18 protein-coding genes and 2 tRNA genes are annotated in these 23,880 nt (G+C 73.5%); 1 reads left to right on the forward strand and 19 read right to left on the reverse strand.

Features of this window, described 5'->3' with window-relative positions; all coding sequences use genetic code 11:
- Window positions 1-30 precede the first annotated feature (30 nt).
- The 7 genes from AB0O36_RS10930 to AB0O36_RS10960 form a co-directional block, all read right to left on the reverse strand.
- Window positions 31-104: transfer RNA gene (locus tag AB0O36_RS10930), tRNA-Lys, on the reverse strand.
- Window positions 105-208: 104 nt separating this feature from the next.
- A complete protein-coding gene (locus tag AB0O36_RS10935) occupies window positions 209-1,324 on the reverse strand; it encodes an AI-2E family transporter (protein ID WP_365107184.1) in 1,116 nt (371 codons plus the stop codon).
- Between the two features lie 131 nt (window positions 1,325-1,455).
- Window positions 1,456-2,307 carry a DMT family transporter gene (locus AB0O36_RS10940; protein ID WP_365107187.1) on the reverse strand — a complete coding sequence of 284 codons (852 nt, stop codon included), beginning with the start codon at window positions 2,305-2,307 and terminating at the stop codon, window positions 1,456-1,458.
- A 120-nt stretch (window positions 2,308-2,427) separates the two neighbouring features.
- Window positions 2,428-4,155, reverse strand: a complete 1,728-nt coding sequence (locus tag AB0O36_RS10945; protein ID WP_365107189.1) for an AMP-binding protein — start codon at window positions 4,153-4,155, stop codon at window positions 2,428-2,430.
- 24 nt (window positions 4,156-4,179) lie between these two features.
- Entirely contained in the window at window positions 4,180-4,788 is a 609-nt protein-coding gene (locus tag AB0O36_RS10950; RefSeq protein ID WP_365107192.1) for a lytic polysaccharide monooxygenase, read from the reverse strand.
- Window positions 4,789-5,079: 291 nt separating this feature from the next.
- A complete protein-coding gene (locus AB0O36_RS10955) occupies window positions 5,080-6,684 on the reverse strand; it encodes an SPFH domain-containing protein (RefSeq protein WP_365107195.1) in 1,605 nt (534 codons plus the stop codon).
- Window positions 6,681-8,219: a peptidoglycan-binding protein gene (locus tag AB0O36_RS10960; RefSeq protein ID WP_365107580.1), complete on the reverse strand. Its 1,539-nt coding sequence runs from the start codon at window positions 8,217-8,219 to the stop codon at window positions 6,681-6,683. The genes AB0O36_RS10955 and AB0O36_RS10960 overlap by 4 nt, the downstream gene beginning before the upstream one ends.
- 218 nt (window positions 8,220-8,437) lie before the next feature.
- Here AB0O36_RS10960 and AB0O36_RS10965 point away from each other — a divergent pair.
- Window positions 8,438-8,511 (forward strand) — tRNA-Lys (locus AB0O36_RS10965).
- 71 nt (window positions 8,512-8,582) lie between these two features.
- Here the strand turns inward: AB0O36_RS10965 and AB0O36_RS10970 are convergent.
- The 12 genes from AB0O36_RS10970 to AB0O36_RS11025 form a co-directional block, all read right to left on the reverse strand.
- On the reverse strand, window positions 8,583-9,230 hold the full coding sequence (locus AB0O36_RS10970) for a class F sortase (RefSeq protein WP_365107197.1): 648 nt from the start codon (window positions 9,228-9,230) through the stop codon (window positions 8,583-8,585).
- Complete coding sequence (locus tag AB0O36_RS10975) at window positions 9,227-9,946, reverse strand: hypothetical protein (protein WP_365107200.1); 720 nt, start codon at window positions 9,944-9,946, stop codon at window positions 9,227-9,229. Before AB0O36_RS10975 ends, AB0O36_RS10970 begins: the two co-directional genes overlap by 4 nt.
- Before the next feature lie 114 nt (window positions 9,947-10,060).
- Entirely contained in the window at window positions 10,061-10,840 is a 780-nt protein-coding gene (locus AB0O36_RS10980) for an HAD-IIA family hydrolase (RefSeq protein ID WP_365107203.1), read from the reverse strand.
- 114 nt (window positions 10,841-10,954) lie between these two features.
- Window positions 10,955-15,055: a caspase family protein gene (locus AB0O36_RS10985; RefSeq protein ID WP_365107206.1), complete on the reverse strand. Its 4,101-nt coding sequence runs from the start codon at window positions 15,053-15,055 to the stop codon at window positions 10,955-10,957.
- Window positions 15,052-15,942: a hypothetical protein gene (locus tag AB0O36_RS10990; protein ID WP_365107208.1), complete on the reverse strand. Its 891-nt coding sequence runs from the start codon at window positions 15,940-15,942 to the stop codon at window positions 15,052-15,054. Before AB0O36_RS10990 ends, AB0O36_RS10985 begins: the two co-directional genes overlap by 4 nt.
- Before the next feature lie 99 nt (window positions 15,943-16,041).
- On the reverse strand, window positions 16,042-17,643 hold the full coding sequence (locus tag AB0O36_RS10995; protein ID WP_365107211.1) for an alkaline phosphatase family protein: 1,602 nt from the start codon (window positions 17,641-17,643) through the stop codon (window positions 16,042-16,044).
- Between the two features lie 108 nt (window positions 17,644-17,751).
- Window positions 17,752-18,834: a 2-aminoethylphosphonate ABC transporter substrate-binding protein gene (locus AB0O36_RS11000; RefSeq protein ID WP_365107214.1), complete on the reverse strand. Its 1,083-nt coding sequence runs from the start codon at window positions 18,832-18,834 to the stop codon at window positions 17,752-17,754.
- A 24-nt stretch (window positions 18,835-18,858) separates the two neighbouring features.
- Complete coding sequence (locus tag AB0O36_RS11005; RefSeq protein ID WP_365107217.1) at window positions 18,859-19,656, reverse strand: ABC transporter permease subunit; 798 nt, start codon at window positions 19,654-19,656, stop codon at window positions 18,859-18,861.
- Window positions 19,643-20,440 carry a 2-aminoethylphosphonate ABC transporter permease subunit gene (locus AB0O36_RS11010; RefSeq protein ID WP_365107220.1) on the reverse strand — a complete coding sequence of 266 codons (798 nt, stop codon included), beginning with the start codon at window positions 20,438-20,440 and terminating at the stop codon, window positions 19,643-19,645. The genes AB0O36_RS11005 and AB0O36_RS11010 overlap by 14 nt, the downstream gene beginning before the upstream one ends.
- A gap of 292 nt (window positions 20,441-20,732) precedes the next feature.
- A complete protein-coding gene (locus tag AB0O36_RS11015) occupies window positions 20,733-21,785 on the reverse strand; it encodes an ABC transporter ATP-binding protein (RefSeq protein ID WP_365107223.1) in 1,053 nt (350 codons plus the stop codon).
- Window positions 21,782-22,621, reverse strand: coding sequence for a phosphonatase-like hydrolase (locus tag AB0O36_RS11020; protein WP_365107225.1), 840 nt, complete (start codon window positions 22,619-22,621; stop codon window positions 21,782-21,784). The genes AB0O36_RS11015 and AB0O36_RS11020 overlap by 4 nt, the downstream gene beginning before the upstream one ends.
- Window positions 22,622-22,626: 5 nt before the next feature.
- Window positions 22,627-23,748 carry a TIGR03364 family FAD-dependent oxidoreductase gene (locus tag AB0O36_RS11025; RefSeq protein ID WP_365107228.1) on the reverse strand — a complete coding sequence of 374 codons (1,122 nt, stop codon included), beginning with the start codon at window positions 23,746-23,748 and terminating at the stop codon, window positions 22,627-22,629.
- Window positions 23,749-23,880 lie beyond the last annotated feature (132 nt).

Raw genomic sequence — 23,880 nt, forward strand, 5'->3', positions numbered from 1 at the left:
CGGTGAACCGGAAACCGCCCTGAGATCAGGTGCGCCGCCAGGGACTCGAACCCCGGACCCGCTGATTAAGAGTCAGCTGCTCTAACCAACTGAGCTAGCGGCGCCTGCTGACAGAGAAAATACTACCCGGTCCCGAGGGGTGCTCGTGACCACCCCCGTTCACCCCTCCGCCACCTCCACCGGAAGACCGGAACACCGGCACGCCCCCTCACGGGACCGGTGGTGGGGGTGGGGCCGGGGAGGCAGGTGGGATCAGTGCGGGTGGAGGGGTGCGGAGGGAGATGCGGACCGCCCAGAGGACGGAGACCAGGGGGACGGCCACGACCGCGCCGACGACCCCGGCGGCGGTGGCACCGGCCAGGACGGAGACCGCGACCACCAGGGGGTGGAGGCGCACCGCCCAGCTCATCACCAGCGGGTGCAGGAGGTGGCCCTCGATCTGGCCGATGACCACGATCAGGGCGAGGACCACCGCGGCCGTCCAGGGCCCGTTCGCCGCGAGGGCGACCACCGTCGCCACGGCCAGGGCGACCGGCGAGCCCACCAGGGGCACGAACGCGGCGACGAACTCCAGCAGGGCCAGCGGCACCGCGAGCGGCACCCCCAGCAGGTACAGGGCCAGTCCGACCAGGATCGCGTTCGTGGCGGCGACGAGGACGATGCCGCGGGTGTACCCGGTGAAGGTGCGCCATGCGGCGCGCCCGGCGGTGTCCCAGCGGGGCCGGGCCGGCTCCGGGAGCTGGGCGCAGAACCAGGCCCAGTGGCGGTTCCCGGAGTGGATGAAGAACACGGCGGAGAACAGGGCCAGCACGAGCACGGCCATCACGTGCACCAGCGTGCCGGCCCCGCTGAGGGCCGTGCTCAGCAGCGCCGACCGGTGGGTGGAGACGTACTCCGCGATGCGGGACTGGAGGCCGGTGAGGGCGCCCTCGTCCAGGTTGAACGGCGGCCGCGCCAGCCAGTCCTCGATCCGGTCGAGACCCACCCTGAACTCGCGGACCAGGGTGGTGCTCTCCCCCGCCACCGCCTCGCCGACCAGCGCCAGCACCCCGAGGACCAGTGCGATGCTGCCGAGCAGCACGATCGCGACGGCCGCCCCGCGCGGCAGCCCGCCGCGCACCACGGTGTCGGCGGCCGGCCGGAGCATCGCCGTGATCACCAGCCCGAGGAAGAGGCCGACGCCGATCTCGTGGAAGCGGCCGAGCACGGCGAAGACGGCGTAGACGGCGGCACCGACGACGAGCAGCCGCCACGCGTGGGCCGCGGCCGAGCGGAGTCCTCGTGAGACGTGCGGTGGCGGTGGCGGTTGCGGGCGCGGGCGCATGCCCTTCCCCGTACCACCGGGGGTCCCCCGTGCCACGGTCCGGTACGAGGATTGCTCCGACCGGGGGCACCGGCGGCGGGAAGCCGGGGGCGGGAAGCCGGGGCGGGGCGGTGATCGGGGATCGGGCGCGGTCAGACCGGGTCGTCCGTCCGGGCCAGGACCACGACGCCCGCCGCCACCAGGGCCACCCCCGCCAGCTGCGGCACCAGCCACCACCCTCCGCGCACGTGCTCCTCGTACAGCAGCACGCCCAGGACCAGGCCGGTGCAGGCGTCGCCCAGGGTGAGGGCCGGCTGGGAGGCGACCAGCGGGCCGCCCTGCATGGCGTTGCCGAAGAGGAGCAGTGCGGAGATGCCCGTCACCACCATCGCGTAGGTCGGCCAGCCGGTCAGGAACGCCTGCCACCCGTCCTCTTCGAAGTCGTGCACCGCCGATTTCATGAGTGCGGCCGTCAGCGCGTAGCAGAGGGCGGTGGCCAGGCCCAGGCAGACCGCCCGGATCCGCCCCGGCGGGCGGCGGAGCCCGGCCGCGGTCAGGGCCAGGACGGCCCCGGCGCCGGCCGCCAGTGTCGGGATCCAGCGGTCCGGCGGTACGTCCGTGCGGTTGCCGGTGGGCGAGAGCGCCACCAGGGCCAGGCCGAGGCCGCCCACCACCCCGGCCACGGCCGCCCACTGCGCGCCGGGCAGCGGCCGCCGGACGAACAACGAGGCGATCAGCAGGGCCAGCGGCAGTTCCAGGACGAACAACGGCTGTACGAGGGCCAGTGCGCCCGTCGCGAGGGCCGCGGCCTGGCCCGCGCCGGCGGCGATCACCGCCAGGATGCCGAACAGCCAGACCGGCTTGCGGACCAGGTCCAGGAACAGCCCCGGCCGGAAGCCCCGGCTCTGCGGCACGGTCAGCGCGGCCCGCCGCTGGAGCACGGTGGCCAGGGCGTTGCTGCACGCGGCGAACAGCGCGAAGACCACCGGCAGGAGGAACCCCATGTCCCGATCCTGACCGTCCCGCCTCCGCCCGGCACCCCGGCACGGCCCGCCCGTGGCCCTCCGGGGCCGGCCTCGGCACCCGGGCGCGGCGGGCGGCCGCCGTCCCGGCGACGACAGGCCCTAGCGGGACAGCAGGTCGGCCCGGCCCTGGGCTTCGTAGCGGGTGAGGATCGCTTCGAGGTCGGGTGCGGTCAGCGGGCGGTAGGAGGTCCGGCCGGGCGGGCGGTGCCAGACGGGGTCGGGGGCGGGGCCGGTGCCTCCCGGCGCCGGGGCGGGGAGGAAGCCGGCCCGGCGCAGGGCCACCCGGTGGACCTTGTTGGTGGCGGTGACCGGCATGGCGGGGACCACCCGGACGTACCGGGGGGCCATCTTGGTGCCGAGGTCGGGCTGGGCGGTGAGGAACTCCTCGAAGGCGGCCGGGTCGAAGACGGCGCCGGGGCGGAGGGCGAGCGCGGCCATCACCTGGTCGCCGGCGACCTCGTCCGGGACGGCGTACACGGCGACGGCCGCCGCGTCCGGCCAGCGGGCCAGGATGTTCTCGATCACGGCGGCGGCCAGGTTCTCGCTGTCGACGCGGAGCCGGTCGTCGGTCCGCCCGGCGAAGTAGAGGTGGCCGTCGGTGTCGCGGAAGAACAGGTCGCCGGTCCAGTACCAGCCGTTGCGGGTGCGGGCGGCCTCCGCGTCCGGGTTGCGCCAGTAGCCCTCGAACATGCTGCGGCCGCGGTTGACGAGTTCGCCTATGGCCCGGTCGCCGTTGAGCAGCCGGCCCGCCGCGTCCAGCCGGGCGGGAGGGCATTCGCGGCCGGTGTCCGGGTCGATCACCGCGAGGTCGTCGCCGGGCGCGGCCCGTCCGAGGGCCCCGGGCGGGGTGTCGGGGCCGCGCTGGACGGAGGCGCCGCCCTCGGTGGCGCCGTAGCCCTCGACCAGCCGGACCCCGAAGCGGGCCGCGAACCGGGCCGCGTCCACCGCGCCCGCCTCGGTGCCGAAGCCGAGGCGGAGCGGGTTGTCGTGGTCGTCGGGCCGGGGCGGGGTGGCGAGCAGGTACTGGACGGCCCGGCCGACGTAGGTGAAGTAGGTCGCCCCGTAGGCGCGTACGTCGTCCAGGAAGGCGGAGGCGGAGAAGCGGCGGCGGAGCGCCACCGAGGCGCCGGCGGCGAGGGCGGGCAGCCAGTCCGCGATCACGGCGTTGCCGTGGAACATCGGCATGCAGACGTAGTGGACGTCGTCCGGGGTGACGGAGAAGTGCCGGGCGAGGGAGTGTCCGGCGGCGGCGAGCCGGCCCTGGCTGCAGACGGCCGCCTTGGGGGCGCCGGTGGAGCCGGAGGTGAAGTACAGCAGGAGGCGGTCGCCGGGCGCGGGCGGGCGCGCGGCCAGGTCCTGCGGGGTCGCGCCGGCGTAGGGGGCGAGGAGGTCGGCGTACTCCTCGCCGTCGGTGACCAGGACGCGTACGCCGGGCAGGTCGAGGCCGGCGAGCAGCGGCAGGTGGGCGCGTTCGGTGACCAGCAGGGCGCACTCGGTGTGCAGGATGTCGCGGGCGAGCTCGGCGCCGCGCCGGGTGGGGTTGATGCCGGCGACGGCGGCCCCGGCGAGGGCCGCCGCGCCGAGCCAGAAGGGGAACTCCGGGGTGTTGTCGAGGAGCACGCCGATGTGCGGTTCCGCCCCCCGTGGCAGCAGGTCGGTGAGCAGCGCGGCGCGGACGGCGGCCTCGCGGGCGGTCCGGTGGTGGCTGAGGACGGTGGTGCCGTTCCTCAGCCCCGGCCGGTGGTCGCCCCACTGGCGGACGACGAGCTCCGCGACGGTCGCGGGCGCGCCGGCTCCGTCGATCCCCTTGGTCGCCTCGGTCCCCATGCGCGGACCATAATTGACGGAACGTCAGAACTGAACGTCCGAGCAGGCGTAGAAGGCCATCGGGGTGTCGTGGACGGTCCAGACGGCGAGGATCATGTGCCGGCCGGACTTGCCGGAGGGCAGCCTGCCCTCGTGGCTGAAGGTCATCGGCGGGCGGGCGCCGTTGTAGGCCACGGTGAGGAAGGGCTGGGACTCCAGGGCGGACCGGGTGAGCGGCCTGGTCGGGTCCCAGCCGTCCTTGGTGACGAAGTACTTGAAGTCGGTGGTGGCGTGGTTGGCGGTGAACTGCCAGCGGAAGGTGTGCGCGGCGCCGCTGGTCAGCTTGGTCGCGGGCCACGCGCCGCCGCGCGGGTTGTCCAGTTCGGCGAACCGGGCGTTGCCTCCGGCGCAGATGGTGCCGTCGGAGGGGCCGAGGGCCGGGAAGCCCTTGAACCCCTCGACGCTCTGCGGCTCCCACTGGATCTCGCCGCAGTCGGCGACCGTCTTGTTCGCGCACAGTTTCTGGCGGCTGATCGGGCTGTCGGTGTAGCCGTGGCCGCTGGCGCCGGGGGCGGCGAGGAGGGTGACCGCGGCTATGACGCCGAGGCCGAGCGCGGAGGCGCCGGCCCGTGCGGCGGTACGGGTATTGCGCATGGGTGCTCCTTGAGCGTGGGGGGAGTCCGGTGAGCGTGCGCGCGCGGGGATCCGGCAGTCCGGCCGGGGCGGTGGATCGATGGATCGATGGATCGACGGGTCGATGGGTCAACGGGTCGATGGGTCGACGCGTCGATCCATCGACCGATGGGGCGTTCGATCGGCGTGAAGGTCTAGACCAAGTCACAGATTATTTCCGGAAGTTGGCCATGTCCAGACCAATCGGCCGACCGATCCGCGCCTTGGGGGCGGGGACCGGCCGGCCGGGTGTTCCTCGTGCCGTCCTGCGGGTTACTCGGGGCGCCCGGTGTAGAAGGCGACGGTGAGGTCCTTCACCAGCGCCTTGCGCTCGTAGTCGTCGAGTTCGACGAGCCCGCGCGAGGTGAGGCGGTTGACGGTGTCGTCGACCGCGTCCACGACCGAGGTCAGCACGCTGTCCCGGTGCTTGGCGTCGATCGCGGCCACCCGGCGGCGGCGCATGGCGGCGGCGACCTCGGGGGCGTACTCGATCCGCGTCGGCTGGGCCGAGAACACCTCGATCCCGACCGCCTCGGTCTCGGCCGCCAGCATCCGGGTGAGCGCCTCGCCGACCGCCTCCGCGTCGCGCAGGGTCGGTGCGTCCTCGTGGAACGCGTCGGCGGGCAGCTGGGACAGCACCCGGGCCAGGGCGGATTCCACCTGCTCGGCGAGGTAGGAGGTGTGGTCGGCCACCGCGAGGGTGGCGCGCGCGGTGTCCCGTACCTGCCACACCACCTGGACGACGACCTGGAGGGCCAGCCCGCCCGCATCGACGGCCGGCAGCGGGTCGCTGCGCCAGTGCCGGAGGCGTACGTCGACCTTGCGGCGCAGGAGCAGCGGGCTGATCCAGATCAGGCCGGTGCGCCGTACGGTGCCGCGGTAGCGGCCGAACAGGGTCAGCACCCAGGCGTGGCCGGTCCGGCCCCGGCCGAGGCCGCCGAGGGCGATCAGGGCCACGACGCCGAGGAGGGCGAGCGGGGGCCAGTGGTGGGCGTGCAGTCCGCGGTACGGGCGCGGGGGCATCCCGAAGGCGGCCACCAGGGCGTCGGGGAGGGCGCCGGCCCGCCAGAGCGCGGCGGCGCACCCGGCGAGCGCCAGACCGCCGACGGCCGCGGCGGCCCAGCCGGGCAGCGCCGGGCCCCGTCGCTCGCGGAGCCGGTCGTCCCCGCCGGGTACCCGGCGGACCACCGGCGTACGCGGGTGCCGGGCGTCCGGGACCGGGCGGGGCCGCGCGTCGAGGCGCGGAGCGGGGACGAGGGCGGGGGCGGGGGCGGGCTCCGGTGCCGATGCCGATGCCGATGCCGCCGCGGGGGCGGGGCTGGGGGCGGGGGCGGCCATGGCCACCTGGTCCCGGAAGAGCAGGTGCACCGGGATCTCGGTGGGGGCGGCGGCCCGGACCACCAGGGGCAGCGCCGGGTCCGCGGTGTCGTCCTCCGCCAGGCCCCGCGCGAGGGCGTCGGCGACGATCACCTCGACGCCGGGGCCGGGGATCCTCGCCTCGCCGACCACAGGGGCCGCCGCAGCCACCGCTTCCGCTGCGTACGCCACTTCAGCCGTGTCTGCCGCTTCCGACATGTCTGCCGCTTCCGCCATGTCTGCTGCTTCCGCCGCAGCATCCGTGGCCACGGCCGCGGCCACGGCCGCAGTGCCCTCCGCCCCGTGGTCCTCGCTCCGCTCTGCCCGGATCAGCCAGGGCGGCAGCAGCATCCGCGTCGGTGCGACCTCCTCCGCGGCCGCCGCGGGGGCCGTGGCAGGGGCAGGGGTCGCTGCCGCCGGTGCGGGGGGCCGGGTCCGCTCGGGAGCGGGGGCGGCGGGGGGCAGGGACATGGCGCCCGTGGTGGACGTGGTGCGCGTGGGGAACATCGTTGCCTCCGTCATGCGAACAGCCGTCGCCAGGTTTCCGGCCCCGGGTAGCCGTCGGCCTCGGCGCCCCGCCAGCCCTGGGCCCGCTGGAACGCCTCGACCGCACGCCGGTCCGCCTCCGACCAGCGGGGCCCCGGGCCCGTCCGGTAGTACTTGCCGAAGCCCTTCCGGGCCAGCTGCCGGCCCAGCGCCTCGATCGCCGGGTGCGCCTTCCCCGGCCGGAACACCCCGGCGCCCGGGAACGGCGGCACCACACCCGGCCTGACCGGCCGGGTGCCGGTGCCGGTGCCAATGCCGGTGCCGGTGCCGGTGCCGGTGCCCGGGGGCACCGTCGGCCTCGGGGCCCCCGGACTCCCGGTCTTCGGCGGATTCGACTGCTTCGGCGGCGTCGTCGGCTTCGGCGGGGTGCCGCCCGCGACCGTCGGCCTGATGTCCTTGCCCTGCCCGTCGACCAGCAGCTTCCACGTTTCCGGCCCCGGGAGCCCGTCCGCCTCGGCGTCCGTCCACCCCTGGGCCTGCTGGAACGCCTGCGTGGCGAGCCGGTCCGCCTCCGACCAGCGGGTCGACGGCCCGTTCGGGTAGAAGCGCATCCCGCCGCGGTCGATCAGCATCCGCGCGAGCCGGGCGACGTGCTCGTTGTCCGCTCCCGGTCCGAACTTCGACGCGCCTGGGTACCCGGTCGACACGACCGGAGTCACCGGCGGCGTTCCGTGCGGCCCGCCGGGGTTCGCGTCGTCCGGGCTGATGCCGCCCGTGACCCCGTTGAAGCGGTACGGGACGTACTTCGTCGCGTTGTTCCAGTAGCCGTACGGCGTCGCCAGGCGCCGCGTGATCGGCTTGGTCTGCTCGTAGGCGATGTAGTGCGTCCGCGTCTCGTCCACCCAGCCGCCGAAGAGCACGACGTGCGAGCCCTTGTTGGGGTTCGACGGGTTGTGGAACAGCAGCATGTCGCCCGGCAGGAGCTCGTCCTTGGAGATCCTGGTGGCGAACTTGTCCAGGCTGCCCGTCCACTCGTTCGTCCCGAGGTTCCAGGCCATCGAGACGAAGCCGGAGCAGTCCTGCCGGTACCCGTCCGACCAGTACTGCTCCATGCTGTACGGGACCTGCTCGTCGAGCCACAGCTTCGCCCGGTTGATGATCGCCGCCCGCTCGATGTGCCGGACCACCGGAACCTTCGCCGGGGTGGTGGTCCTCGGCGGCTTGGCCGACACCCCCGACGGGCCGTGCAGCGGGCCGCGCTGCCCCTGCGGGGTCCCGGGGTCGTCGCGGGCGACGGGCGCGCCGTTCTGATCGGCGTCCGCGGACCGGCCGGTGCCGCCCGGGGGGACCGGATCGGTCGCTGCTGCCGCCGAGGTGACACCGCCGCCGCCCAGCACCACTCCGGCGGCCGTCACCACCACCAGCGCACGCCTCGCCCCGTGCGCCCCGGGGTGCCCCCCGTCCCTGAGCGGTACGGCCCGCCCGGCGGCCAGGGCCCGGCGCCGCCGGACGCAGCCCCGGCACGGGCAGTCGCCTGCAGGCTCGTACTCCTCGAAAACCGGCTCCCGGATCACCGGCATCTGTGTCGGTGGCTGCGCCTGCGTCTGCGTTCTCATGCGGTTCCGTCCACTCCTCACCCAGCCCGGAGAAACCTGGCGCATCGTCAGATTCGACGCGGCCAAGAGATATAGTGCACGGAAAAGGGCACGAATATGGGGTAATCGGACAAGCCGGGCGTGGCTGGTCACGAACACCGCGGAAGGTGGGGTAGAGTTTTCTCTGTCAGCAGGCGCCGCTAGCTCAGTTGGTTAGAGCAGCTGACTCTTAATCAGCGGGTCCGGGGTTCGAGTCCCTGGCGGCGCACCGACGGAAGAAGCCCCTCGCAGCAGCGAGGGGCTTCTTCGTTCTCCGGCACCGGCCGGGGAAGGTCCCGGTCAGGAGCGGGCGGTCCCGGTCAGGTACGCCGACACCACCACGTTCGCCGTGTACTCCCCGGCGGCCTTGTCGTACGTCCCGCCGCAGGTCACCAGCCGCAGCTCGGCCCGTCCCGGCACCTTCGGGCCGTACGCCTTGTGCGCGTCGAAGGACCGGCGCTCGTAGACCCGGACGTCCTCGACGGTGAACTCGGCGACCGTGCCGTCCGTACGGGCCACCCGCACCTTGTCCCCCGGCTTCGCCGTGCTGAGCCCGTAGAACACCGCCGGTTTCGACGCGGTGTCCACGTGCCCCACCAGCAGGGCGGCGCCCGCCTCTCCCGGGCGGGTGCCGCCGCCCCACCAGCCGACCGTTCCGGGGCGGTCGAAGGGGGGCGGCTCGATCGCCCCGTCACCGTCGAGGCCGCGCGGGACCAGCGGGGCCCGGATTCCCATCGAGGGCACGTCGACCCGCTGCGGCAGGGCGGGGTCCAGCGGGGCGTGCGCGGCCGGCAGACCGGCCGGCGCCATCGCCCCGCCCTGGCCCGCGCCGATGCCGGGCCGCACGTCGGTGATCTCGCGTCCCCACAGCCAGAGACCCAGCACCAGGACCGTCCAGGCGGCGACGGTCAGCACCCGGCCCCCGCCCGAGGACTTCGGCTCGGTCACTCCCCGCTGCGGCGGCGCCGCAGCGTCAGCGCCCGGCCCGCCACGGCCAGGGTCGCGGCGGCCGCCAGGAACGCGCCGATCAAGGTGTGCGGCAGGCCCGGGCCCTGCGGGGCCGGGTGCTTCTTCGCCGCGGCGAGGTTCTCGGTGGCGGGGCCGTCACCCGCGGGGCCGGCGGCGTTCCCGCCGGCGGGGAGCTTCTGCGCCTCGGGCAGCTTGCCGGCCATGCCACCGCCGCCCGCGTGGACGGGCCAGCGGGGGGTGTGGTGGGCGAACGGCGGCCGGTCGTGGTCCGGCTTGCCGTGGTCCGGCCCGTCGTGGTCGCCGCCGCGGTGCGGCACGACCTGGATCGAGCCGGTGGCCCGGCCCGCGCCGCCCTCGCAGTGCGCCTCGACGGAGTGCCAGCCCGGCTTGGCGTGCACGCTGATCGTGGCTTCGCCGAAGAGCTCGCCACCGGGGGCGTTGCGGCCGCCGTGGCCGCCCCGGCCGTGCAGCGGAACCGGCGAGACGAAGACCGGGGACTTCGCGACCCCCTTGCCGCCGTCGCAGCCCAGGACGCGCAGCTCGACCTGCGCCCCGGGCTCGGCCGTGGTCGGGGTGGCCCAGATCGTGCCCCGGACCCCGTCGTCCGCCGGAGCGGCGGGCGCGGTGAGCACGGAGACGGCGGTCAGGGCGGCGGCCGCGCCGGTGGCACGGAGAGCGAGCAGAGCAGTGCGCATCGTGAACCTCCTCCTGCAAGGAGGTTCACTCGCGCGGCACCCCGCCGCATCCGGGACGCGGCAGACGGGTCACCCGGATCAGCCGGTCAGAGCAGACGGCGCCCCGGAGCCGGCTCAGACCAGGTCCACCAGATCGGCGATCGAGTCCACGGTCTTGGTCGGCCGGTACGGGAACCTCTCGGTGTCCTCGACCGTGGTCAGCCCGGTGAGCACCAGGAAGGTCTGCATCCCGGCCTCCAGGCCGGCCAGCACGTCGGTGTCCATCCGGTCGCCGATCATCGCGCTGCTCTCGGAGTGCGCCCCGATCGCGTTGAGACCCGTGCGCATCATCAGCGGGTTCGGCTTCCCGGCGAAGTACGGCTTCTTGCCGGTCGCCTTGGTGATCAGCGCGGCCACGGCTCCGGTGGCGGGCAGCGGCCCCTCGGTGGACGGGCCGGTCTCGTCGGGGTTGGTGCAGATGAAGCGGGCACCGGCGTTGATCAGGCGGACGGCCTTGGTCATCGCCTCGAAGGAGTACGTCCGGGTCTCCCCCAGCACCACGTAGTCGGGCTCGTGGTCGGTGAGCACGTAGCCGATGTCGTGCAGGGCCGTGGTCAGGCCGGCCTCGCCGATCACGTACGCGGTACCGCCGGGCCGCTGGTCGTCCAGGAACTTGGCGGTGGCGAGCGCGGAGGTCCAGATGTTCTCGACGGGCACGTCCAGCCCCATGCGCTGGAGCCGGGCGTGCAGGTCGCGCGGGGTGTAGATGGAGTTGTTGGTCAGCACCAGGAAGGGCTTGCCGGACTCGCGCAGCCGCTTGATGAAGGCATCGGCACCCGGGATGGGAGTGCCCTCGTGGATGAGGACCCCGTCCATGTCGGTGAGCCAGGATTCGATCGGCTTGCGCTCTCCCACGGACTTCTCTCCGCTCTCCGATGGCCTCTGCGGCCGTTTGACCTGTGGTCTGTACCACCACCCTAGCGGGCGGCCCGCCCGGCCGGACCGGCCGTCCGCAGCCCGGACATGGCCTCAGGGCGAACGCTCGAAGACGATGACCTCGAAGCCGGCGCACACGACGAGCTCGCCGCCCGGGGCAACGGCGGCGCCGTACGCCGGGACCGGCAGCGCCAGCCGGTGCATCAGACGCCCCGTGGCGAGTTCCCAGATCCGTACGCCGCCCTCTGTGCACGTCACGGCCACGGCGACCCCGTCCATGACGGCACACCGAACGTCGAAGACGAGGACGTCCTCGGTCTCCAGGTGATGCAGGAAGCGCCCCGTCCGGGCATCCCATATCCCGGCGCCGCAGTCGGTGCCGATCACAACGAACGCTCGCCGCCCATCGAAGCCCCAAGCCAGTTCCATGATCGCGCCACCGACCGGGAACGTGGCCAATTCCTGGCACCTTGCCAGATCCCACAGCTGGACGTCGTGGTCATCGACTTCCCCGTTGCGCCGAACAGCGAGTGCGAGGACCGGCACGCCGGCCCACACTGCTGTGGCGAGGGCTTCGCCCCGTGCCGACGAGGGAGCGATCCGCCCCCGGCAAACGCCCGTGGCGAGATCCCTCAGTTCCAGGCTCTCGGGAGCGGGATGCTCCGAGCCCGGTCCGACCAGGGCGACGGGACGGGCATCCACCACCACACAGCTCACCGGCTCGTTCCCCACGTCGTCCCAGCCGCCTCCACGGCCGGCCCCGGTCAGGTCCCACACCCTCACCGAGCGGTCGACCGCGGCCGACACGGCAACCGGTCTCCCCTCCACCACCACGCAGTCGACGGAGATCACCGCGCCGCGGTGCCCGGACAGCCGGGCCGATTCCTTCCCCGTGGCCAGCTCCCAGACGCGGAGCACCTGGTCGGCGCCCCCGGTGACGGCGACCGGTTCGCCGTCCACCACCGAGCACGAGACCTCGGACGCATTGCCGTTGTGACCGCCGCGGTACCAGGTCTCGTCCTCGGCCGCGAGGTTCCACAGCCGTACGCTCTCGTCCTCACTGCCGGTGGCCACGAACGGCGCCCCACTCACCGTCAGGGCCGCCACGGTGTAGACCGATTCGTTGTGGCCGTTCAACCAGCCGAGCCGATGACCGTCTTCGGCGTCCACCAGCAGCACCGAGCCGCTCATGCAGCCGACGAGGAGCACCTTTCGACCGCAGACGTCGGCAAAAGCCAGTCCGGACACGCGCTGGGGCTCCACGGACAATGCCGTGAGCGGCACAAAGGTGTCCAGGTTGCAGATCTCGACCTCACCAACCTGCGTGGCGAAGGCCGCCAGCAGCATCCCCCGGTGCGCCGTCGCTGCCACGACGGGATGGGCGAGCTTGACGGGCAGCTGCTCCCACAGTCCGTCGGACGGCCTCCATCGAAGCAGGGAGTTCCGTAGATTGATCAGAACAGTGGCCTCTTTCTCGGTCCCCGCGCAGGCCAGGCCGTACTCACGAGGCTCCTCATCTTCCAGGCAGGAGGCGGGCAATGTGGAGTGCAGCTCGCCCGTGAGGAGGTCCCTCACCCACACCGCCCCGGGCCCGCGTCCGACGAACACCGCCCGGCCGTTCAGCCGCGTGCAGGCCAGGCTCCATACGGGGCTGCCGGCGTCAGCACAGAGGAGTTCGGTCCGGCTCGCGAGGTCCCAGACCCGGACGCAGCCGTCCAGCGAGCCTGTGACGACGAAGGACACCCCGTCCGCCACGGTGCTCGCCAGCGCCGAAACCGCCATCGCGCCTTTCAACCCGCCCAGCAACGAGCGGTCGGTGGGATCCCACACCGAGACGGTGGACCAGTCGTCGACGACGAGCAGCACGTCCCTCCCCGAGAGCCGCGCCGAGGCAAGAATGTCCGCCCTGACCGACCCACGGGTCAGCTCGGCATGGAAGCGCGGGCTCGTCTGGCTCCCCGTCGCCCAGCGCGGCCGCCACTCCAGTCGCTCCGACAGCGCGACCCGGTACTCCTCGGCCTGGTACCGGGCGGCGTCCACGGCCAGGATCTGCGCCCGGGTGGTGACATCCACCGTCCGGTACAGGTGTGCCGACGTCCGGTACATCGCGCGTACCCGGACCGCCTCCGGAGAACGCACCGATTCCAGGGCCGCCAGCAGCGCATCCGGGTCCGCGTGAACCAGGAAGAACGGGTCCCGAAGCAGTCGCTCCAGGTCGTCCGAGGCAGCAGCGTGGGCAGGGATGTGGGACAGGACGTACGGGTGTGCGCGCGGCCAGTCCTGGAAGGAGGCCAGCAGGGCTGCCGTCATGCGGCGCTGGTCCTCGGCGCTGCGGCGGGGGTCGCGGAGGTGCTCGGCGAGGGCCTCGTGGTAGAGGCGGAAGACCGACCGGCCCTGGTCCACCGGGACTTCGAGGACGTAGGAGCCCGCGTTCCGGAGGAGCCAGTCGATGTCGTCGTCGGTGCACGGGACGCCGGACAGGGCCGTGGCCAGGGGGGCCCACAAGGAGTCCCAGGGGAGGCCGGCGCCTTCTGCGTGGGCGAGGGGGCGGAGGAGGCGGCGGACCTTGGGCTCGTCGTCGCCGTAGCGGGCGAGGTAGGCGTCGAATGCCTCGCCCACTTCGGAGGGGAGGTGCGACTCCCAGCCGGGGCGGGTCACGTCGACCGTCAGGTCGCCCAGTGTCAGCGCCCGCACGGTCATGCGGGCGACGAGGAAGGAACGGCCGGCACGGGCTGCGACCGCGCGGGCCAGCTCCGCGCGGTGCGGGGACGGCGGGAGCGTGTCCGCCGCGTACGCCTCGACGTCCTCGCGGCCCGTGTACGCGTCCGTGTCGAGGTCGATGATCTCCACGGCCCGGCCCAGGTCCGGGATGCCGCTGCGGCGGGTGCCGATGATCAGGCGGAGGTGCGGGAGGGCCGACATCGGGCGGAGCAGTTCCCGTGCGATGCGCTGGGGTTCGCGGCCGCCGACGCCCGTGCCCGCCTCGTCCAGGGCGTCGATCAGGATCGTGCGGAGCTCGGTCGCGTCCGCCGGGGCAGCCGGTGCCGCCAGGGCCGCCAGCAGCTCCGACGGGGAGTCCGCGTCGACCGCCAGGGCCGTCGCGAGGCGCGAGGTGAGCTGTTCCAGGGTGGTGCCGTGGGCGTGGACGGCCGTCGTCACGCAGCCGCGCGGAGGGAGCAAGTGCGCCGGTGCTTCGGGGCGGTCCTCACGGGAGAGGGCCAGCAGGCGGCCCAGGACCGCCGACTTGCCCGAGCCAGGGTCGCCCGTGACGACCCGGGCTCGGGCGTCGTGGCGCGGTTCGCGGAGCCAGCCCGCCAGCGTGGCCAGTGCCTGACGGCGGCCGGTGAAGTGGTCGCCCTTCTCGCTCGCGTACTCCACGCCCCGGCCCCGCGGGTCGAAGTGGGCCGTCCATTCGCGCGCCGACTCGACGTCCACGGGGTGTTCTGGGAGGCCCGGGCGGTGCTCCCGGTTGGGGAAGAACGGCGGCACGGTCTGCCCGGAGGCGGCGTGGTAGGTGGCCCGCTGGTCGGGGCGGTGATCCGAGAAGTGAGCGTTGATCCGGGTCGTGATCGTCGCCACGTCCAGGTAGCGCGGCCGCATCCCGGCCGCCCCGTTGCGGACCGCCCGCTCCAGACCGTCCACGAAGGCGTGGTCGTGCGCGATGCCCCGGGCGCGCGCCGAGGCCAGCAGCCAGAGCCCGTCCGCGTCGGGCGGGCGTACGTCGACCAGATCGGCGGCGGCCTTGGTGATCCCGGCCGCGCCCAGTTCGGCGTAGCACGTGTCGAGGATCAGGAGGGCGTGACCGACGGGGGACCCGGCGAGCAGTTCGGCGAGCTCCGAGGTGCGGATCGTGCTCGTCTGCCGGTCCTGGCGGCTGGTGCGGCAGGTGAGCCGGTGGTGGGTTTCGCGCAGGCCGTGGCCGGCGTAGTAGACGGTCAGGACGTCCGTCTCGGTGCGCGCCGGGTCCTGGAGCCAGTCCTCCAGGCCGGCCAGGACCTGGCGGGCGTCGGGTGCGTCGCGCAGTTCGGTGAGGATCGGCCGGTAGCCGAGGTCGCCGAAGAGGTCCCCGATGCGGTGGAGGTCACCGGCGACCCCGGGCAGGTCGGGGAGGTACGGGTCGGCCGGGTAGCTGCCGGAGCCGAAGGCGAACAGGTGGCGGGTGAGACCGTCGGCGGTCGGCGGCGCGTCCGTCACGCGGTGAGCCCCGCCGCGATCGCCGTACCCGTCTCCACCGCCGTCAGGTACGCCGTCATGTCGTGCATCTGCGCGCCGTTGTCGACGGTGCCGTCCTGGACGCCGGGGCCGAAGCGGGGTGCGAGTTCGCGGACGAGGGCGACGACGTCTCCCGTGTCGGCCAGGTTGTGCCAGGTCTTCACAGGCCCCGGCCAGGCGCCGCGGCCGCCCTCCGGGGCCGGCGTGAGGCGGTCGAAGACCAGGTTGCCCAGGCCCAGCGGGGAGCCGAGCGTCACCAGGGTCAGCGGCTGCCCCTGCGGGTGCGCGCACAGGGTCTCGTAGGCGACCACCGAGCCGAGGGAGTGGGCGACGACGACCCGGGTGTCCGGGGTGATCCGTTCGGCGACCCGGTCGCGGGCGGCCTGCCGGAGCTCGGGCTCGGCGAAGTACCGGCGGACCTGCTTGAGGTCGGAGATCAGCAGCCGGTCGGAGACGGCGCCGAAGAAGCGGCTCCGGGTGAGGGCGTCCAGGGCGCGCCGGACCAGGGCGGTCCGCAGCGGGCGGCTGAGCGCGTGTCCGACGGCACCGCGGCCGGTCGGGGCGTCCGGGCCGGTGACGGTGGGGTCGAGGCGGGCCGCCTCCCGCCACCACTCCAGCAGCAGCTCGGTCTCGAAGCCGGGTTCGACGTCCTCGGCGGCGTAGTGGGGTTCGCCGCGGGTGCCGGACTGCCGGTACAGGTCGCCGTAGCCGGCGCAGACGATGTCGCCCTCGGCGACCTCGGGGAGGGCGGGGTCACGGCGGCGGGCGAGTGCGGCCCCGCCGCGGAGGGCGGGGCCGGCCTCGGCCAGGAGTGTTTCGGCGGTGCCGAGTTGGTGTCCCACTCCGTGCACGACCACGATCCGGCTCATGACGCTGCCCCTCCCCCTGTGGTGACGGAAAGTCAGGCTACCGTCGGCGGAGGGACTGGTGTGCGGCCTGTGGACAAGCGGACCGCGGACGTGCGGGCGTCAGCTCAGGGTGACGTTGTCGACCGTCCAGAACCAGTTGTTGGTGCCCGTGTAGCGGAAGCGGACCTGGACGTCGGTGGCGCCGGCCGGGACCTGGAGCGTGACGGCCTCGGACTTGGCGAGGGCGTCGGCCGTGTGGTTCTTGACCACGGTCGCGGTGCCGCCGTTGTAGGAGACCAGGACCTGGGCGGTCTGGCCGGCCTCGTGGCGGTAGTGGGTCTGGTAGCGGAGCGTCTTCGTCGTGCCGCCCGTGACCGCCCACTTGGGGGTGACCAGGGTGGAGTCGAAGGTGCCGGTGTGGGTCTTGTCGTCCCACTCGTCGGAGTCGGCGACGGCGAACACGTCACGGGAGCGGACGTTCAGCTCCCGCCACTGGTCGCGCTGCGCCTGGGACCAGAACTCGTCGGTGGCGAAGGCCCAGCCGGCCCATTCGGTGACGCCGCCGGAGCCCATCTTCGAGTTGTCCACGGACCAGCCGGCGGGCGGGGTGCGGGTGAAGCCCTTGGTGCCGGCCGGAATGCCGGTCTCGTCGACCCGGGCCTGGAGGTTCGGGCGCAGGGTGTCGAACGGGTCGCTGTCGGGGGCGTTCAGCGGTACGCCGTCCAGGGCGGAGCCGGCCGCCACGCCCACGTGCTGCAGGGCGGTGGCGGCGACGTCGACCAGGCGGACGTCCTCACGGACCGAGCCCGCCGGGATCCCGGCGCCCTTGGCGATGACGAAGGTGCCGCGCTCGGCGATGGTGGAGCCGCCGTGACCGCCGGTGCCGGTGTGCCCGTGGTCGGTGGTGACCAGGATCTTCCAGTTCTCCTGCGCGTACGTGGGGCGCTGCTGGACGGCGGTGAGGAGCCGGCCGACGAGGACGTCGACGCGGCCGATGGCGTCCAGGTACTGCTGACTGGATGCGCCGTACGCGTGGCCGGCCGCGTCGACCTCGCCGAGGTAGACGAAGGAGGCGTCGGGGTCGGCGTCGCGCAGTTCGGCCGCGGCGGCCGTGGCGACCTTGGGGTCCTCGTTGCCGTAGCCGTCGCGGTCGCCCTTGAGGGAGAGGCGCTTGTCGACCTTCGCGGAGAAGATCGGGCCGTTCTGGTCGGTGGAGGTGATGGGCTCCCAGTCGGCGGCCGCGTAGGTGTTGAGCGCCGGGGCGGCGTTCTCGATGCGGGTCAGGAAGTCCGGGTGGGCGGTGTAGTTCTTGCCGGTGAAGGAGTTGTCCTTCACTCCGTGCTTGTCGGGCCAGACGCCGGTGGCGATGGTGGACCAGCCGGGGCCGGAGGAGGTGGCCGCCATCGGGTTGGCGTAGAGGGTGCTCTTGGCGGTGAGGCCCTGGGCCATCAGGCCGTTGAGGTTGGGGGCGTTGGCGGCCTTGATGCGGTCGAGGACGACCCCGTCGAGGCCGATGACCAGCACCTTGTCGGTGACGGCGGCCGCCGCCGCGGGCGCGGGGGCGGCACCGGCGGGGGTGGTGGCGGCGAGGGTCGCACCGAGCAGGGCGGCCGCGGTGGCGGTCACCGTGGCGGTGCGACGGCGTCCGGGCAGGACTGTGGACACGTACTCCTCCAGGAGCATGCGGTCGGGGTGCTGCGGGGAGAAGGGAGCGGGAGGCACGGGAGGCCTCGCGAAGACGGGCCCGGACCGGACGGTGCGGGCGTTCGGTCCAGACCCGTTATCTGCACGACACATCCTGGCGGCCCAGGGTGACCGCCGGGTTACGGCTCAGCTTCCGGTCGCGGACTTCCACGCGTCGACGTAGGCCGTCAGGTTCTTGTCGATGTCCGCCCAGTCCGGCTCGAAGACGTCGACGCCGCTCAGCAGCTTGGTGAGTTCGACCGCGTTGGCGTCGGTGGGCTTGACGTCCGTACGGGCCGGGAAGCCGCCGCCGACCTCGCTGACCAGCTTCTGGGACTCCTCGCTGAGCAGGTGGTCGAGGAGCTTCCTGCCGTTCTCGCCGTGCGGGGCGCCCTTGACCAGGCCGGCCGCGTACGGGAGGGCGAAGGTGGTGGGGGCGCCGCCCTCCTTCGCCGGGAACCAGATGCCCAGGTTCGGCATGGACTTGGACTGGGCGAAGTTCATCTGCACGTCGCCGTTGGCCACGAGGATCTCGCCCTTGTCGGTCTTCGGCGCCAGCTTGCTGGTCGAGGAGGACGGGCCGACGTTGTTGGCCTGGAGCTTCCTGAGGTACTCCAGGGCCGGCTCCTTGCCGCCGAAGTCGTGCATCGACTTGATCAGCACGGCCGTGCCGTCGCCGGCCACACCGGGGGTGGAGTACTGCAGCTTGCCCTTGAACTTCGGGTCCAGCAGCTGCTCCCAGGTCTTCGGGGCCTCCGGGAGCTCCTTCTTGTTGTAGACGAACCCGAAGTAGTTGTTGACCACGGAGGTCCACGTGGCGTCGGCGGCCTTGTCGCGGCCGTTGACCTTGTCCGCGCCCTTGGGCCCGTAGGGCTGGAGGAGGCCCTTGCCGTCGGCCTGCTGGATGAACGGCGGCAGGGTGATCAGCACGTCGGCCTGGGTGTTGGTCTTCTCGCGGACGGCGCGCTGGACCATCTCGCCGGAGCCGCCCTCGACGTACTTCACCTCGATGCCGGTCTTCTTGGTGAAGTCGGCGAAGACCTTGTCGTACCAGCCGTCGCCCTTCTCGCCCTTGAGGCCGTCGGCGCTGTAGACGAGCACGACCTTCTCGCCGGCCTTGGAGTCGGCGGAGGAGGCGTCGCAGGCGGTGAGGGCGGAGGCGAGGGTGAGGGCGGCGGTGACGGCGGTGGCGGTGCGCAGCAGGGGCTTGCGGGACACGGGGCTGGGCATGGGGCTTCCTTCGGGGGACGGGGGTCAGCGGTAGGAGGCTCTGGTGCGGATGCGGGAGACGGCCAGCAGGACCAGGAGGGTGGTGGCCATCAGGACCACGGCGACGGCGGATCCGCCGAAGAGCGAGCCGCGGTCGGTGGCCGTGAAGATCCGGACGGGGAGGGGCGTCCAGTCCGGCGGGTAGAGCATCATCGTGGCGCTCAGCTCGCCCATGGAGAGGGCGAAGCAGAGCCCGGCGGCCGCGTTGAGGGAGGGCAGCAGCAGGGGGAGCTTGACCCGCCACAGCACGTACGCGGGACGGGCGCCCAGACTGGCGGCCGCCTGCTCGTACGCGGGATCGAGACGAAGGATGGCAGCCGAAACCGACTGGTGGGCGAACGCCGTGACAAGAATGGTGTGCGCGAGGACGACGATGCTGCTGGTGCCGTTGAGCAGCACGGGCGGCCGGCTGAAGGCGACCAGGACGGCGAGGCCGACGACCACGGACGGCACCGCGACCGGGAGCATGAACAGGGCGTCCAGGGAACGCTTTCCGCGCCTGCGCAGGCCCGCCGCGGCCAGCGCGGCCCAGGTACCGGTGGTGAGGGCGAGCAGGCTCGCAGTGACGGCGGTGACCAGGCTGGTGGTGAGGGCCTGGAGGGATTCGCCGTGGACGGCGGAGGCGTAGTGCTCCGTGGTGGGGCCGGAGGGGAAGGCGCCGGACCAGTGGGTGGCGAAGGAGGCCGCGACCACCACGAGCAGCGGCAGCGCGAACAGCGGCAGGAAGAGGACGAGGAAGAGGGCCCAGGCCGCCCAGCGGCCCGCCCGGCTATGCACCAGCACGCTTGCTCACCACCCGGTAGAGGCCGAACAGGCCCACGGAGATCGCGATGTTGACGACCGCGACCACGCAGGCGGCCGGGTAGTCGGATTCGAGGATGGCCTTGCCGTAGACGAGCATCGGGAGCGTGGTGACGCCCTTGGCGCCGGTGAAGAGCACGATGCCGAACTCGTTGAGGCACATGACCAGGACGAGGCTGCCGCCGGAGGCGAGCGCGGGCAGGGCCTCGGGGACGATCACCCGGCGGACGATCCGGAGGGGGCGCGCACCCAGGCTCGACGCCACTTCGAGCTGTGCCGTGTCGATCTGGGAGAACGCGGCGAGCAGCGGGCGCACCACGAAGGGCGTGAAGTAGGTGATCTCCGCGAGGAGCACGCCCCAGGGGGTGGTGAGGAAGTGGAACGGTCCCTCGGCGGCGCCGGCGCCGGTCGCACCGGTCCACAGGCCGTTGGCCATGCCGACGTTGCCGTAGATGAAGAGGAGGGCGAGGGTGATGAGGAAGGAGGGGAAGGAGAGGAATACGTCGATGAACTTGGAGACCGCACGGGCGCCGGGGAACGGTACGAAGGCGATGACCAGCGCGAGCACGAAGCCGAGCAGCAGGCATCCGGCGGTGGCACCGACGGCCAGCCACACGGTGGTGCCGAGCGCGTCGCGGAACGCGGCGGACCCGAAGACCTTTGCGTAGGCGCTGAAGGTGCCGCCGCTGTCGGGGGTGAGGGACTGCTGCACCACGAGTGCGAGGGGATAGAGGAACACCAGCCCGAGCACGGCGACGGGCGGCAACGCCCAGACGGTGCGCGGGACCGGCCACGGCCTCCGGCCGGGTGGGGGCTCGGTGGGTGGAAGCTCGGTGGGTGGGGTGGCCCGGGGCGGGGCCGGTGTCCTGGCCCGTGCCGCCGGTGCGGGACTTTGCCCCGGCGCCCCGGCAGGGGCTTGGGGTGGGCGGGCTGCGTCCACGGAGGGCGTGTCCGGGTGCGCCCGCCCTCCCCCGAGCTCCCGGCTTCGCTCGGGCAGGGGGTACCCCCGTCTCCCCGCGGGACGCCCGCCCACACCGGGGGTCGCGGACGTCGGGCGGTCAGCCATCGGCCACCCCCGCCGTCAGCAGCACCGCGTCCCGCGGCTCGAAGTGCAGCGTGACCTCCTCGCCCGGTACGGGGGTCTCGCGCAGCTCCGGCAGGTCGGCCTTGACCCGGTGCCCGGCCACGTCGACGTACAGCCGGTGGGTGGAGCCGCGCCACTGGACCTCGGTGATCCGGCCCCGGAGGGTGTTGGGGCCCTGCTCGCCCAGTCCGAGCAGGTGCGGCCGGACGCACAGGGTGGCCGTGGCCCCCGGCGTGGCGCGGCCCCGGTCGAGGGTGAGGGCGCGGCCCGCGAACACCGCCCCGGCCTCGGCGACGGTGACCGGCAGCAGGTTGGCGTTGCCGACGAACGAGGCGGTGAACTCGGTGCGCGGCGACCGGTAGAGCTCCTGCGGGGTCCCGCAGTCCTGCAGCCGGGCCCGGTCCATCACCGCGATCCGGTCCGCCAGGGTCAGCGCCTCGACCTGGTCGTGGGTGACGTAGAGGATGGACACGTCGGGCAGTTCCCGGTGCAGCCGGGCGAGTTCCGCGAGCATCCCGGAGCGCAGCTGTGCGTCGAGCGCCGACAGCGGCTCGTCCAGCAGCAGGACTCCGGGGCGGATGGCGAGCGCCCGGGCGATGGCCACGCGCTGCTGCTGACCGCCCGACAGTTCCCGCGGGTGGCGGCGGGCGTACGCCCCCATGCCGGTCATCTCCAGGGCCTCGGCGACCCTTCCGGGGATCTCCGCCTTCGGGGCCTTCTGCGCGCGCAGCCCGAAGGCGACGTTCTCCTCGACCCGCATGTGCGGGAACAGCGCGTACTGCTGGACGACCATCCCGATGCCCCGCTTGTGCGGCGGCAGCGGGGTGACGTCACGGCCGCCGATCAGCACCCGTCCCGAGGCGGGCCGGACGAAGCCGGCCACCGCCCGCAGGGCGGTCGTCTTCCCGGAACCGGACGGCCCGAGCAGCGCCATGACCTCCCCGGGCCCGACCGTCAGGTCGAGGGAGTCCAGGACGGTGGTGCCGCCGTAGGCGACCGACACCGAGTCGAAACGGATGCCGCTCACGCCCGGCGCTCCCGTGCGTCACGCGCTTCGGGGGCGTCGGGGGCTTCGAGTGCGTCGAGCAGGGCGGGGAGTTCGGCGACGGAGCCGAGGACCTCGGTGGCGCCGTTGGCCAGCAGGGCCGGCCGGTCGTGCGCCCCGGTCAGCACCCCGGCGACCACCCCGGCCCCGGCGCGGCTGCCGCTGAGCATGTCGTACGCCGTGTCGCCGGCCACCGCCACCTGCCGTACGTCGTCCACCGCGCCGGTGCGCAGCAGTGCGGCCAGCACCAGGTCCGGGTAGGGGCGGCCGCGGCCGCCCGCGTCGGCGGGGCACAGGGTGAGCTCGACCAGGTCGCGCCAGCCGAGGGCGTCGAGGATGGCGTCCTGGGTGACCCGGGCGAAGCCGGTGGTCAGGACGACGGTGCGGCCGGCGGCGCGGAGCTCCTCGACCGTCTTGCGGGCGCCGGGGACCTCCGCGATCAGGCCGCCGTCGACGAGTTCGCCGTACGCCTCCTCGAAGGCGGTGTTGGCCCGGCGGGCGGCGTCCTCGGTGCCGAAGAGGTGGCGGAAGACGGAGATCTTCGACTCGCCCATGGTGTCGCGGACGTACCGGAGCTTGTCGGCGTGGTCGGCGGAGCCGGGCTCGACGCCGAGGCGTTCGGCGGCCCGTTCGAAGGCGCGCTCGACGAGGCCGCCGTCGGCGACGGTGGTGCCGGCCATGTCGAGGACGACCAGGCCGTACGGCTTCCGGATGCTCGGGGTGTTCGGGGTGTTCGGGGTGTTCGGGGTGCTCGGGGTGCTCGGGGTGCTCGGGGTGCTCGGGATACTCGGGATACTCGGGTTACTCGGGTTGCTCATGGGTTTCACCAGCCCAGTTCGTTCGCGGTGGTTTCGGCGATGGCCGGCGAGCAGGTCATTCCGCGGCCACCGGGCCCGGTCACCAGCCAGATGCCGTCCCGGACCTGCTCGCGGTGCACCACCCGGGTGGTGTCGGTGCACTGCGCGTACACGCCCGCCCAGCGGCGCCGGATCTTCGGCAGCGGACGGCCGAGGAAGGACTCGACGACCCCGGTGAGGTGGTCGTAGGGGTCTTCGAGGGTGTCGAAGGCGAAGGGGTGCTCGTACTCGTGGGTGTCGCCGATGGTCAGACCGCCGTCGAGGCGCTGCACCATCAGCAGCTGCATCCTGTGCGCGGCGGCGGTCTCCGGCTGCGCCTGCCCGGCGTTGAGCTCGTCGAGCGCGGCGGACCGGTAGGCGGGGTAGTAGCGGAAGCTGTCGGCGTCGGCGACGGAGGTGGTGAGCGGCTCGCCCAGCGGTTCGGTCTGCATCATCTGCAGGCGCACCCGGCGGACGGGCAGCTCGGGGGCGAGCTCGCGGACCAGGCCGGACAGCCAGGCGCCGGTGGCCAGGACGACGGCGTCGCCGGAGTGGACCTCGCCGTGGTCGTCGCGGACCGCGCCGGGGCCTGCGACGTCGCGGACCTCGCGGCCGGGGAGGAAGGTGTAGCGGCCGGTGGCCGACAGCGCGGCGCGCAGGGCGACTTGCGCGGTGCGCGGTTCCACGGCCGCGTCGCGCTCGCACCACAGGGCGGCCTCGAAGGCGCCGCGCAGGGCCGGGTTGACGGCGCGGGCCTCGGCGGCGGTGACCAGCTCGTAGCCGCGGGCGGCGGCATCGGGCCGGCGGGTGGCGGCCTCGGCGACGGCGTACTCGCGGGCGGTACGGACCGGGGTGAGCGAACCGTTGGCCCGGAACCCCAGGTCCGGGACCTGCTTCCCGATCTCCTCCCAGAGCTCGCGGGCGCGGAGGGCGGTGTCGAGCTCCTCGCCCCCGGCCCGTCCGCTCACCCAGATCTGGCCGAAATTGCGCAACGAGGCGCCGCGCGCTTCCGCCTCGCGCTCGATCTGTACGACCTCGTGGCCGCGCTGGATTGCCTGCCAGGCGTGCATGGTGCCGACCACGCCGCCTCCGACGACTATGACTCGCATGGCGTCCAAAGTGGGTGCGGGCGATGACCCGCGAGGGGCGGCGCGGCAACACGATGGTGAACAGCCCCCGACACTTGGACTAGACCCGTTATCGCCTCGTGGCATACGGGCGCCGAAGTGTCCGGGAATGGG

Source organism: Streptomyces sp. NPDC089799 (assembly GCF_040684755.1).
Lineage (GTDB): Bacteria > Actinomycetota > Actinomycetes > Streptomycetales > Streptomycetaceae > Streptomyces.